Here is a 12,538-nt window from a genome sequence, read left to right on the forward strand (position 1 = left end):
CCTCACACAGCTCCTCCGGGAGCTGTTTTTATATGCTCGCTCAGGAAGTCGATAAAGGCGCGTATGCGCGTGCTTACCGCTCTATCGCTGTAATACACCGCGCTGAAAGGCATCTCTACCGGCAAACGTTTATCGGCCATTAGCTCTACCAGTTCACCCCGCGCTATCTCTTTATCAATCATATAGTCTGACAAGCAGGCGATCCCATTCCCTTCCAGGCAAAGCTGCTTCAGCGTTTCTCCGCTGTTAGACGATAACCCGCAGGTAATTTCATGAAGCTGGCCATCATGACAGGCAACAGGCCAGGTGTTCAGCGACACCGGCTCCGTAAAGCCCAGGCACAGATGCTGCTTCAGTTCTTCAACCGTCTCCGGTTTACCATGTTCAGCAATATACTGTGGCGACGCGATAATTTTACGGTAGCTGGCAAACAGCGGGCGGGCCCGCAGGCTGGAATCCGTCAGGGTTCCCGCCCGAATAGCCACATCCACTTTCCGCTCGATGAGGTTAATAAACGTCTCGGACGAGACCAGAGAGAGCGTCATCTCCGGATAGCGTTCACGGAAAGGTTTGATTAACGGCATCAGAAAATGAAGCACAACCGGCGTGGCAGCATCAATGCGCAGCAACCCGCGCGGCGTGCTGCGGGTTTCCATAATCTCCGTCTCCGCTGCGGCCATCTCCTGCAGCACCGACTGCACGCGACGGAAATAACGTTCCCCTTCTTCCGTCAGGCTGAGCTGCCGCGTCGTTCGGTTGAGCAGACTCACCCCAAGCTTCATCTCCAGCTTTTTCACCGAACGGCTAATGGCCGAGTTAGCCTGTCCCAGCTGCTCGGCTGCGCGGCTAAAGCTGCCGCTTTCGACGACGGCGACAAAGATTGTCAGCTCTTCAGACGTTGCTTTCATTGTTGCACCACCTGCAAAATTCTATTGATATTTTGACCATTTTTGTTATTTAAGCACTGGCGCATACTGCCTGTCATCTTAATCCTGATGATACGGAGTATTTTATGCCACTGGCGCTACTTGCCCTGACGATCAGTGCCTTTGCAATTGGCACGACCGAATTTGTTATCGTGGGACTGGTTCCCACCATCGCTAACCAGCTTGCCATCTCGCTGCCCTCAGCCGGGTTGCTGGTGTCCATCTACGCCCTGGGCGTTGCCGTCGGCGCGCCGGTGCTGACGGCCCTGACCGGACGTTTTCCGCGTAAGCAGCTGTTAGTCGCGCTGATGGTGCTGTTTACCGCCGGGAACGTTCTGGCCTGGCAGGCACCGGACTACACCACGCTGGTGATTGCCCGCCTGCTGACCGGTCTGGCACACGGCGTGTTCTTCTCGATTGGTTCCACCATTGCAACCAGCCTGGTCCCCAAAGAGAAAGCGGCTTCAGCGATCGCGATCATGTTCGGTGGGTTGACCGTCGCACTGGTCACAGGCGTACCGTTGGGAACGTTTATCGGACAGCATTTCGGCTGGCGTGAAACGTTCCTGGCCGTCTCCTTACTGGGCGTTATCGCTCTGGTGACTAGCCTGCTGCTGGTACCGTCGAATATTCCAGGCCGGGCGAGCGCCAGCCTGCGCGATCAGCTGAAAGTGCTTACCCATCCGCGTTTGCTTATCATCTATGCGGTTACGGCTCTGGGCTATGGCGGCGTATTCACTGCCTTCACCTTCCTGGCACCGATGATGCAGGACCTGGCGGGCTTCTCCCCGAATGCCGTGAGCTGGATTTTGCTGGGATACGGTATTTCTGTGGCCATTGGCAATATCTGGGGCGGCAAGCTCGCGGATAAGCATGGTGCGGTACCGGCGCTGAAATTTATCTTCGCCGCCCTGGTGGTTCTGCTGATGATTTTCCAGTTCACGGCTTCAATGCAATACGCCGCGCTGGTCACGGTACTGGTGATGGGGATCTTCGCCTTCGGTAATGTACCAGGGCTTCAGGTTTACGTTGTCCAGAAAGCCGAGCTCTATACGCCGAATGCGGTGGATGTGGCATCCGGTCTGAATATTGCCGCTTTTAATATTGGTATCGCACTGGGCTCCATTATTGGCGGACAAACCGTCGAACACTTCGGATTAACCCAGACCCCATGGATTGGTGCGGTGATTGTCCTGGTCGCCTTCCTGCTGATTGGCCTGAGTGGACGCCTCGATAAGCCAGCCCGCGTAGCGCTGGGATAACATCAGTAAGTGCTTGCTTACAAAACTGGAAAGCGGTTTCTCAGAAATTGCGTTGAAAGTGTGACCTAAAGTCCCTATAACATTAGAACCAGTCCGTTTTCAGGGCTGGTTCATGTTACAGGGGCTGTTTCCAAAAGTGCGAAAAAATACCTATGCCATGCGTTATGTTGCCGGAATGCCCGCGGAGAGGATCTTACCTCCGGGGTCGTTTGCGAGCATAAGCCAGGCATTACCCGCCGGCACACCGTTAAGCAGCGATGATAAAATCCGGGTTCTGGTCTGGAATATCTTCAAGCAGCAGCGCGCGGAGTGGTTATCGGTACTCAAAAATTTTGGAAAAGATGCCCACCTGGTTCTGCTCCAGGAGGCGCAAACTACCCCTGAACTGGTACGGTTTGCCACCACGAATTACCTTGCCGCCGACCAGGTGCCGGCATTTGTTCTGCCGCAGCATCCCTCTGGCGTAATGACGCTTTCTGCTGCCCATCCGGTCTACTGTTGCCCGCTCCGCGAGCGCGAACCTATCCTGCGTCTGGCGAAATCAGCGCTAGTGACGGTCTATCCGCTGCCGGATACCCGTATGCTGATGGTCGTCAATATCCACGCGGTAAACTTTAGCCTCGGCGTGGATGTGTATAGTAAGCAGTTACTTCCTATTGGCGATCAGATTGCGCATCACAGCGGGCCCATCATCATGGCAGGCGATTTTAATGCCTGGAGCCGTCCGCGCATGAATGCGCTGTATCGCTTTGCGCGCGAAATGTCGCTGCGTGAAGTTCGCTTCAGTGATGACCAGCGTAAAAAAGCTTTTGGTCGTCCTCTCGACTTTGTCTTCTATCGCGGTTTGAGCGTGCACGACGCCTCCGTTCTGGTGACGCGCGCTTCGGATCACAACCCTCTACTCGTTGAATTCAGTCCCGGCAAACCTGATAAATAATGGTGTGTCAGGTCTGCCGTGGGGCAGGCCGCGCGGGTGCTGCCCTTTTATTTTTAACCAACAAAGGACAGTACGATGACAACAACACACTCCCATCATGACAACGTAGAAAAACAGTTTGGTTCTCAGGCAAGTGCTTATCTGAGCAGCGCCGTGCATGCTTCAGGTCGCGATCTGGTGCGTCTCGGTGAACGTCTGGCGGCATTCCCGCAGGCGCATGTGCTGGACCTGGGATGTGGGGCAGGGCACGCCAGCTTTACGGCTTCGCAGCAGGTAGCCCACGTTACCGCATATGATTTATCGAGCCAGATGCTGGACGTCGTTGCTGAGGCGGCGAAAGCGAAAGGGCTGAACAATATTGATACGCGGCAGGGCTATGCGGAGTCTTTACCGTTTGATGACGCGTCGTTTGATGTCGCGATCAGCCGGTATTCCGCACACCACTGGCATGACGTCGGCCAGGCATTGCGCGAAGTCAGACGTGTTCTGAAGCCGGGTGGCACCTTCATCATTATGGACGTGATGTCTCCCGGACATCCGGTGCGTAATATCTGGCTGCAGACGGTCGAAGCGCTGCGCGACACCTCGCACGTGCAAAATTACTCCAGTGGCGAGTGGCTTACGATGATCACCGAAGCTGGCTTGATTTCACGCTCATTGATAACCGATCGTTTGCCGCTGGAATACAGCTCGTGGATCGCGCGTATGCGCACCCCGGAAGCATTAAGCCAGGCAATTAGGCTTTACCAGGAGAGTGCGTCCGCAGAGGTGAAGGCGTACTTTGAATTGCAGGCGGATGGCTCATTTACGAGCGATACCATCATGGCTGAAGCGCAAAAAGCGGGATAAACAAAAAAGGCACCGAGGGGAATCGGTGCCTTTTTATCTTTCGATCGTGTTATCAGGAGTCTGGCGTGGCGCTGTTCTTCACAAACAGCGTCAGCTGGTCGCCCGGTTTCAGATTGTCAGTATCATTATTCCAGCGCATCACATCTTTGATGTTCACGCCGTGTCGTTTTGCGATACTGGACAGTGAATCGCCTTTGCGCACGCGATAGGTGATGCTATCGCTGTTGCTGGCGAGACGCTGTGCGCTGCTACCTGCACCCACGGTCAAAGTCTGACCCACCTTCAGCCCAGAGCTGCGCAGATTATTCCACTGCTGCAGATCTTTCGCCGTCACGCCAAGACGTGAGGCAATGCCTGAAAGGGTATCCCCTGAACGCACCTTATAGCTGCGGCTGCTAACGGATGAAGCATCGGCAATCAGCGTTGACTGAACGGCGGCAATTTCACCCGATGCTAAAGACTCACGTAACTGCGCCGCATGTTTCTGCGGAACCATCACATACTGCGGGCCGCTTGCCCCCAGCGTCGAGCCTTTAACGCCTGCATTAAAGGTTTTCAATTTACTTACCGACATACCCGTCATATCAGCAACTTGTTGAATATCAACCGGATTGCTGAGGCGAACGCGCGCCAGTGCACGACTTTCGTCTGGTGTTGGCAGTTGTACACCGTAACGCTTGCTGTTCTTGAGAATATCGCTCAAGGCCAGCATCTTCGGTACGTAAATCTTCGTTTCCTGTGGCAGTGAGAGCGACCAAAAATCGGTGGATTTACCCCGTGCTTTATTCGCTTTCATTGCCTTCAGTACACGACCTTCGCCACTATTATACGCTGCGACCGTTAACAGCCAGTCGCCGTCAAACATCTTGTTCAGACGTTGCATCATGTCGAGAGCGGCTGTCGTTGAAGCGACAACATCGCGACGCGCATCATAGTTGCGGGTCTGTTTCAGACCATAGTTTCGCCCGGTGCTCGGAATGATCTGCCAAATGCCTGCGGCATTGGCGCCAGACGTCGCGTGTGGGTCAAAAGCGCTCTCCACTATGGGTAGGAGTACCAGCTCCATAGGCATGTTACGTTTTTTAACTTGCCCGGCTATCCAGTACATATACGGCTCTGCCCGTAACGTTACATCGTGGAGATAGCTCTTATTTCTTAAATACTTCTGTTTCTGTTCGCGAATCCGGCTGTTTTCCGGAATTCCCATCTTTAGCTCGTCGCCAATAGAGGTCCACAAGTCTTGCTCCTGCGCGAAAGATGTCCCATCGTCCATCCAGCGCGCCGAACTTGTAAACTTCCCTGCTTCCCCTTGACCAGCTGCAGAAAGGCTCTGTGCGTGCTGTTGTACGTTGCTGCCGTTCTGCGACTGGCAACCTACAAGCAGGACAGAGGCGAGTAATATCGCTTTTGCCTTCATGTGTGTGTCAATAGTTGCTTAAAAGACGAGCGATGATAACGGCGAAATTTTGAAAAGGCAACCCGCATTTATCTGAAGTTATCTTTCTTTGACCTTAACCAAGCAAATCGCTGTTCAGGTTGTTGCAAATTTGTTTCTTGGTTAATTTTATTAATTAAATCAATATCATCTGTTCGTAAAAATAAATTAATCTGACGCTCATTTTTCAGAATTACGGGCAGTGTATTTTGGTTTTTTGCACGTAACTCCTTCACTTTGTGATAATAATCCTGAATCGCCCGATCCTCAGGTAAGAGGCTTGCAGCAAACTTCATATTTCCTAATGTATACTCATGGGCGCAACAAATAAGGGTGTCATCCGGTAACGCATTAATCTTTTGTAAAGACTGATACATCTGTTCCGGCGTGCCTTCAAACAGTCTTCCGCAGCCGCCAGAGAACAAGGTGTCGCCACAAAAAAGATAAGGTTTGCTGTAGAAACACAGATGTCCCAAAGTGTGACCCGGTGTAGCAAATACGGAAAACTCCCACTCGTGGATGAGGATATTTTCGCCTTCTTCGACTACTTGCGTCGTTCCCTTATTTTGTGTCTCAGCCGGTCCGTACACCACAAGATGCGGAAATTGGGCCCGCAGTTCCTGCACGCCGCCAGTATGATCGTTATGATGATGCGTCAACAGAATGGCGTCAGGCTGCCAGCCGTTATCATTTATGGCGCGCAGTACAGGGGCGGATTCGCCGGGATCGACAATGACGCATCGACGATCGTCATCGACCAAAACCCAGATGTAATTGTCCTCAAAAGCGGGAATACTGATAAGATTCATACATTACCTCTTATAGCGTGGCGGGTGTTTTGATGAAACCGGCAAGGATACCTCAGACTGTCGCAGCACCGGAACGTTGGGCGGAATTGCCCTGGGGTGAATACTATCGCGAGGCACTGGAGCAGCAGCTGAAGCCCTGGCTCGCGAAAATGTATGGCTTTCACCTGCTTAAGATTGGCAATCTCAGCGCGGAAATCAATACCGAAAGCTGCGCTATCTCACATCAGGTTAACGTCTCTCTCGGCGGATCGCCGGTTCAGGTGAAGGCAGACCCGTTGCATCTGCCGTTTGCAGAGAAATCCGTTGATGCATGCCTTCTTGCACACGCGTTGCCCTGGTGCAGCGATCCTCACCGTATGCTGCGTGAAGCCGATCGCGTTCTGATTGATGACGGCTGGCTGATCCTCAGCGGATTCAATCCGCTGAGCCTGATGGGGCTGCGCAAGCTGGTACCCGTGCTGCGCCGAACGCCACCCTATAACAGCCGAATGTTCACCATGATGCGCCAGCTCGACTGGCTTTCACTGCTGAACTTTGAAGTGCTCTGCTACGGCGGTTTTCAGGTACTGCCGTGGGCGCGGAAGGGGGGAGTGTTGTTAAGCACGCATTTGCCCGCCTTAGGCTGCATGCAGTTTATCGTCGCGCGTAAGCGAACCATCCCCCTTACGCTTAACCCGATGAAGCAGAGCAAATCGAAAACGCCTATCCGGCAGACCGTTGGCGCAACGCGGCAGTACAGAAAGCCCTGATCAGGATTCAGGCTGGTAGCCTGCATCCTCATGGGCCGGGTTTAAAGCCGCCGCGCGCGCCAGTTCGTCGCAGCGTTCGTTCTCAGGGTGACCAGCATGCCCTTTTACCCATTCCCATTTTATTTGGTGCTGACCTAATGCCGCATCCAGCCGCTTCCAGAGATCGACATTTTTAACCGGCTTTTTATCCGCAGTTTTCCAGCCGCGTTTTTTCCAGTTGTGGATCCACTGGGTGATACCCTGGCGCACGTACTGGCTATCGGTACTGAGCACCACGTCGCAGTGTTCTTTTAAGGCTTCCAGCGCCACAATGGCCGCCATCAACTCCATACGGTTGTTGGTGGTCAGGAAATAGCCTTCGCTAAAAGTTTTTTCATGCTGGCGATAGCGCATAATCGCGCCGTAGCCGCCGGGCCCTGGGTTGCCGAGACAAGATCCATCGGTGAAAATTTCTACCTGTTTACGCATCTCTGGTAGACTTCCTGTATTTGAAACGTTCAGTTAAACGATAAGTCTGACATAAATGACCGCTATGAGCACTGCAATTACTCGCCAGATTGTCCTCGATACCGAAACCACCGGTATGAACCAGATCGGCGCGCACTACGAAGGGCATAAGATCATTGAGATCGGTGCCGTTGAAGTGGTGAACCGTCGTCTCACGGGGAACAACTTCCACGTGTATCTCAAACCCGATCGGCTGGTGGATCCAGAGGCGTTCGGCGTTCACGGTATTGCCGATGAGTTCTTGCTGGATAAACCGACCTTTGGAGAGGTGGCAGACGAGTTTCTGGAGTACATCAAAGGCGCCGAACTCATCATCCATAACGCCTCGTTCGATATCGGCTTTATGGACTATGAGTTTAGTAAGCTCCATCGCGATATTCCGAAAACAAACACCTTTTGCAAAGTGACCGATAGCCTGGCGCTGGCGAGGAAGATGTTTCCCGGCAAGCGTAACAGCCTCGATGCGCTCTGTTCACGTTACGAAATAGACAACACCAAGCGAACGCTGCACGGGGCATTGCTCGATGCCCAGATCCTGGCCGACGTCTATCTGGCAATGACCGGCGGACAGACGTCGATGAAGTTCAGCATGGAAAATGAGTCACAGCAGACGCAGGGCGAAGCGGGCATTCAGCGCGTTGTCCGTCAGGCAAGCCGCTTGCGGGTTGTTTTAGCCAGTGATGAAGAGCTACTTAACCATGAATCCCGTCTCGACCTGGTGCAGAAGAAGGGCGGAAGCTGTATGTGGCGCGCCTGAAAAAACGCCACAATGCCTGTAAAATCATCGGTTGGGTGAATTTTGCAGCAAACGATTCAAAACGTGAGAAAAAGCGTTGACGAGATCGGAGGCACACCGTAATATGCGCCTCGTTCCCCAAGCGGGAACAGTGGAGCGGTAGTTCAGTCGGTTAGAATACCTGCCTGTCACGCAGGGGGTCGCGGGTTCGAGTCCCGTCCGTTCCGCCACTATTCAGGCCCACGTTATTTATAACGTGGGCCTTTTTCATATCTGTACTTTTTCGTCTGCGCGTTCGATCTTCGCGACTTTCCTTTGCGAGGCGCGAGAGCAGAGGGCAATGCCAAACAGAATCAGTACCGTGCTGACCAGATGATACGAATGCAACGTAACGTGCAGGAACATCACGCTGAACAGACCGCCGCTCAGCGGAATAAGGTGGGAATAAATCTCCCCGCGGGTTGCACCGATAGCCGCAATGCCTTTATTCCACAGCAGGTAAGAGAGCCAGGAAGGAAAGACCACCAGGTATATCAGCCCGCTTAAAAAGCCCGGTGCGGTATAGGCCGTCCACTCAGGTAAGCCGGTCTTTATCAACGATATCGCCAGTACCGGTAACAACACCAGGGCACCGAGGACCGCGCTCACGGCCACAAAGGCATTCCCACCGACGCTTTTCGGCTTCATCCGCAAGAAAGCACAATAAACGGCCCAGCTGGCGGCAGAGCCCATGGTCCAGATATCGCCGCGATTCAGATTTTTAAGCGTATCCAGATGCAGCAGATCGCCCTGCATGACCAGCCAGACGACGCCCAATGAACTGAGAACAACGCCAGCAATATTCTGTACTGATATTTTCTCTTTAAAGACCAGCTTATTTATCAATAAAACCAGGGCAGGCGTCGTAGATAAATAAATAGCTGCATTAAGAGATGAAGTATATTGCAGGCCGATATACAGCGTGAGTGGGAACATAACCTGTCCGCACAGCGCAAGAAATATGATCGTACCTTTCGCCTTTTTCATCATCGGCCACTGGACGCGAATCTGTCTGATATAAAGCATCGATAAAAGAAGAGCCGTAATTATCCAGCGTGCGGCGGATAATATAATCGGGTCTGCATGCGCCACCAGTAAATGACCGACGACATAATTACCCCCCCAAAAACAGGCCGCGAGACTGAGTAAAAAATAGGGCATAGAGGCTCCTGATAATAAACATTTTGTCTGCCTTTAGAGTACTGCCGGTGCAGAATTAAATGCTAATATAATATTTTCATCTCACGGTATTGGCTGAAACTATGAAGTTTACTCTCAGGCAACTTGAGTTCTACATTGCGTTAGCGGAAACATTACAAATTTCCAAAGCGGCCAGCCGTTGTCATATATCGCAATCTTCCATGACGGTCTCTATGCGCAACCTGGAGGAGGCGGTGAATGCCCCTCTCTTTATCCGTCATGCAAAAGGGATCCAGTTAACTCCCGTCGGCGAGCGATTTCTCAATCATGCCCGCAAGATCCTCCACGATAGCCGCGCGGCGGTGGAGGATCTCCATCAGCAGCCTGAGGCGATTAACGGCGTCGTGCGCATCGGCATTGCCGAAACCCTTTCCGCTTATCTGCTGCCCAATCTCTGGGGCGATATCGCGCAGCGTTTTCCGCTGCTGGAGACGGCATTTAATGAGGCGCCCGCATCGCAGCTGCTTCAGGCTTTGCGTCAGGGAGATCTCGATTTCTGTCTTTTGCTGACCTCCAATATCAGCCACGATAGTACGCTTGAGGTCGAAACGTGGATCCGTTCGCCGCGCCGGTTATGGACCGCCATCGGCCATCCTCTTCTCAGCGTGCCGGAGCTTCGGTTAAAGGATGTGGAAAAGGCGCCATTCCTGTTGCTGGTGACGGACGACTATCCCGATGTGATATCCGACTACTGGCAAAGCAGGGGCTGCCATCCTGACATTCATTTTCGTACCAACTCCTTTGAGGCGATTCGAAGTCTGGTCGCGCAGGGAAAGGGGGTGACGATTTTATCCGATCTGGTCTATCGTCCGTGGGCGCTCGGCGGTCAGCGCGTGATCCGGCGCACCATTGACGACTGCATTACCTATATGGATGTGGGCATCGTCAAAAACGTCGGGCAGCCGCTTTCGCCGGCCTGTTTGCGGTTGATGGATTTTTTACGACAACAAACGGCACGTCTGGGCGAAGCGCGCTGAACTGCGTCCCTGAGATTTCCGTTATCCGCCAGATATTTCCTGATTTTCCTGAGGGCCTTCTTGCCCGCAGGTCGTGTATTCCGCTGCTGGGGATGAAGACAATAAGCGCCTTGCTTATTTTCTTTACCGAAACGGAATTGTGCTATGTCTGGTATCACCGCGAGCGGTATTCGTTCCCTGCTCGCCTCCCGTCCACTCTTGTTGGTTCTCTGCTGTGCCACCGCTTTGCCGGCATACGCTGAAGAGTCGATGACCGTTGAGGGGTATTATCGCGATCCCGCGTCATTTATCGCTCCGGCTCATACTCCAGCACAACAATTGCCTGCCAGCGACGGTGCGGGCGCGCTAAAAAACATCCCGGGTTTTTCCGTACTGCGCAGCGGCGGGAGTAACGGCGATCCGGTGTTGCGCGGGATGTTCGGTTCCCGACTGACGTTGCTTGCAGACGGCGTCAGCACTCAGGGGGGCTGCGGCTCGCGCATGGATACCCCAACGGCCTATATCACTCCGCAAAGTTACGACACGATAACCGTCATCAAAGGCCCACAAAGCGTGCTCTGGGGGCCAATGGGGTCCGCCGGAACATTGCTTTTTGAACGCCAGCCGGACTATTTCAGCGTACCTGAGCTAAAAGGCAGCGCTGAGCTGCTGCGGGGCGCGAACGGACGCGCGGATCAAAACCTTAATCTTGCGTTTGGCGACCCGCGCGGCTACGTCCGCCTGGACGGTAATCATTCGGAGGCGGATGACTACCGGGATGGTCATGGCAACCGCGTGCCGGGCCTGTGGCGCAGATGGAACAGCGGCGTCACGGTTGGGCTCACGCCTGATGAGGACTCGCTGGCGGAGCTAAGCGTGGGAGCCAGCGACGGTAAAGCCCGCTATGCGGGTCGGCTGATGGATGGTAGCCGTTTTGCCCGTAAAAGCGCGGCGCTAAAACTGGAGAAATATCACCTGAGCGAGCACGTCAGCAAACTTAGCTGGCAGCTCTATGCCAATGATACTGACCACATCATGGATAACTACAGCCTGCGTCAGCCCGTTGGACCGAAGCGTAAGTCTGAAGTTGGCGGCATGGTGATGGGCAGCCGCCTTGCCGGCGTGTGGGAAGATGAAACCACCACGCTTACCGCCGGCGCGGACGTAATGCGTAAAAGTCACCGTAAAAAAAGCGCTGGATCGTGGCGTGACGATGCCCGTTTTACCCAGGCGGGTCTGTTTAGCGAATGGCGCCAGTCCGTCACGGCGGACGATACGGTTATCGTGGGTGCGAGACTGGATAGCATTCGCGCGGACGATCGGCGCAGCGCGCAAAATAGCTCCCGGCACGACCTCCTGCCCGGCGCGTTCACGCGCTATGAGTATCGCGTACCTGACGCACCCGTCATGCTTTATAGCGGCATCGGTTATACCGAACGTTTTCCTGATTACTGGGAGCTATTTTCCGGCAAGGCTGGAGAACAAAGCTTTCGTCAGCTGAAAACAGAAAAGACCCTGCAATGGGATAGCGGCGTGCAGTTACACGGCGACAAGGTTAGCGCCTGGGCATCGGCCTATGTCGGGCGAACTACCGATTACATTTTGTTTGATTATAGCCGCACGCCGTCGCAGGCCAGCAACATCAATGCCGCCGTAATGGGCGCGGAGACGGGCGCAAGCTGGAGCCTGACGCCCAACTGGGCACTGACGGGAAGCCTGAGCTACGCCTGGGGCGAGAATCGTAGCGATAAACAGCCGCTGCCGCAGATGCCGCCGCTCGAAGGGCGGCTGGCGCTGGACTATACCGGGCAACAGTGGCGCACCGGATTACTGTGGCGTGTGGTTGCGCCGCAGCATCGCGTGGCGCAAAAAAAAGGTAACGTCACCGGCCAGGATCTCGGCCCGAGTGCGGGGTTTGGTGTGCTTTCGTGGAGCGCGGGCTACACATTTAACGACCATTTTGAGTCCCGCGTGGGTATTGAGAATCTGTTCAATAAATACTACAGCGAGCACCTCAACCTGGCGGGCGCCAGCCAGTTCGGATACGCCGCAAATCAGCAAATCCCTGAACCGGGGCGCGTCTGGTGGCTGGCGATGACATACCATTTCTGATCCTGAGCGTCATTGCTGAGA

General features: G+C 53.9%; 12 protein-coding genes and 1 tRNA gene. 8 read left to right on the forward strand and 5 right to left on the reverse strand.

Features of this window, described 5'->3' with window-relative positions; all coding sequences use genetic code 11:
* Positions 1-2: 2 nt before the first annotated feature.
* Positions 3-908: a DNA-binding transcriptional regulator YafC gene (yafC, locus tag ACMGGH_RS09780; protein WP_028015603.1), complete on the reverse strand. Its 906-nt coding sequence runs from the start codon at positions 906-908 to the stop codon at positions 3-5.
* Positions 909-1,012: 104 nt separating this feature from the next.
* Here yafC and ACMGGH_RS09785 point away from each other — a divergent pair, with 104 nt between their 5' ends.
* The 3 genes from ACMGGH_RS09785 (at position 1,013) to ACMGGH_RS09795 (ending at position 3,974) form a co-directional block, all read left to right on the forward strand.
* The gene (locus ACMGGH_RS09785; protein WP_028015604.1) at positions 1,013-2,188 is read left to right on the forward strand and encodes an MFS transporter; all 1,176 of its coding nucleotides are present in this window, start codon (positions 1,013-1,015) and stop codon (positions 2,186-2,188) included.
* Positions 2,189-2,324: 136 nt separating this feature from the next.
* Complete coding sequence (locus ACMGGH_RS09790; RefSeq protein WP_028015605.1) at positions 2,325-3,125, forward strand: endonuclease/exonuclease/phosphatase family protein; 801 nt, start codon at positions 2,325-2,327, stop codon at positions 3,123-3,125.
* Positions 3,126-3,200: 75 nt separating this feature from the next.
* Entirely contained in the window at positions 3,201-3,974 is a 774-nt protein-coding gene (locus tag ACMGGH_RS09795) for a class I SAM-dependent methyltransferase (RefSeq protein WP_232948711.1), read from the forward strand.
* Positions 3,975-4,026: 52 nt separating this feature from the next.
* Here ACMGGH_RS09795 and mltD read toward each other — a convergent pair whose 3' ends face one another.
* Together mltD and gloB are read right to left on the reverse strand one after the other, a co-directional pair.
* On the reverse strand, positions 4,027-5,391 hold the full coding sequence (gene mltD / locus ACMGGH_RS09800) for a murein transglycosylase D (RefSeq protein WP_028015607.1): 1,365 nt from the start codon (positions 5,389-5,391) through the stop codon (positions 4,027-4,029).
* Between the two features lie 68 nt (positions 5,392-5,459).
* Positions 5,460-6,218, reverse strand: coding sequence for a hydroxyacylglutathione hydrolase (gene gloB, locus ACMGGH_RS09805; RefSeq protein WP_028015608.1), 759 nt, complete (start codon positions 6,216-6,218; stop codon positions 5,460-5,462).
* A 32-nt stretch (positions 6,219-6,250) separates the two neighbouring features.
* Here gloB and ACMGGH_RS09810 point away from each other — a divergent pair, with 32 nt between their 5' ends.
* Entirely contained in the window at positions 6,251-6,967 is a 717-nt protein-coding gene (locus ACMGGH_RS09810) for a class I SAM-dependent methyltransferase (RefSeq protein ID WP_028015609.1), read from the forward strand.
* On the opposite strand, the gene rnhA is transcribed toward ACMGGH_RS09810, so the two are convergent.
* A complete protein-coding gene (gene rnhA, locus ACMGGH_RS09815; RefSeq protein ID WP_028015610.1) occupies positions 6,968-7,435 on the reverse strand; it encodes a ribonuclease HI in 468 nt (155 codons plus the stop codon).
* 64 nt (positions 7,436-7,499) lie between these two features.
* On the opposite strand from rnhA, the gene dnaQ reads away from it, so the two are divergent.
* Both dnaQ and ACMGGH_RS09825 read left to right on the forward strand, forming a co-directional pair.
* Positions 7,500-8,231 carry a DNA polymerase III subunit epsilon gene (gene dnaQ, locus ACMGGH_RS09820; protein WP_028015611.1) on the forward strand — a complete coding sequence of 244 codons (732 nt, stop codon included), beginning with the start codon at positions 7,500-7,502 and terminating at the stop codon, positions 8,229-8,231.
* A 132-nt stretch (positions 8,232-8,363) separates the two neighbouring features.
* A tRNA-Asp gene (locus ACMGGH_RS09825) sits at positions 8,364-8,440 on the forward strand.
* A 37-nt stretch (positions 8,441-8,477) separates the two neighbouring features.
* Here the strand turns inward: ACMGGH_RS09825 and ACMGGH_RS09830 are convergent.
* On the reverse strand, positions 8,478-9,410 hold the full coding sequence (locus ACMGGH_RS09830) for a DMT family transporter (RefSeq protein WP_150142909.1): 933 nt from the start codon (positions 9,408-9,410) through the stop codon (positions 8,478-8,480).
* Positions 9,411-9,511: 101 nt separating this feature from the next.
* Between ACMGGH_RS09830 and ACMGGH_RS09835 the strand changes: the two genes are divergently transcribed.
* Together ACMGGH_RS09835 and ACMGGH_RS09840 are read left to right on the forward strand one after the other, a co-directional pair.
* Positions 9,512-10,426, forward strand: a complete 915-nt coding sequence (locus tag ACMGGH_RS09835; protein ID WP_028015613.1) for a LysR family transcriptional regulator — start codon at positions 9,512-9,514, stop codon at positions 10,424-10,426.
* A gap of 144 nt (positions 10,427-10,570) precedes the next feature.
* Complete coding sequence (locus ACMGGH_RS09840) at positions 10,571-12,517, forward strand: TonB-dependent copper receptor (RefSeq protein WP_232948712.1); 1,947 nt, start codon at positions 10,571-10,573, stop codon at positions 12,515-12,517.
* The last annotated feature ends 21 nt before the right edge of the window (positions 12,518-12,538 follow it).

Source organism: Enterobacter sp. BNK-16 (assembly GCF_048684955.1).
GTDB lineage: Bacteria > Pseudomonadota > Gammaproteobacteria > Enterobacterales > Enterobacteriaceae > Enterobacter > Enterobacter bugandensis.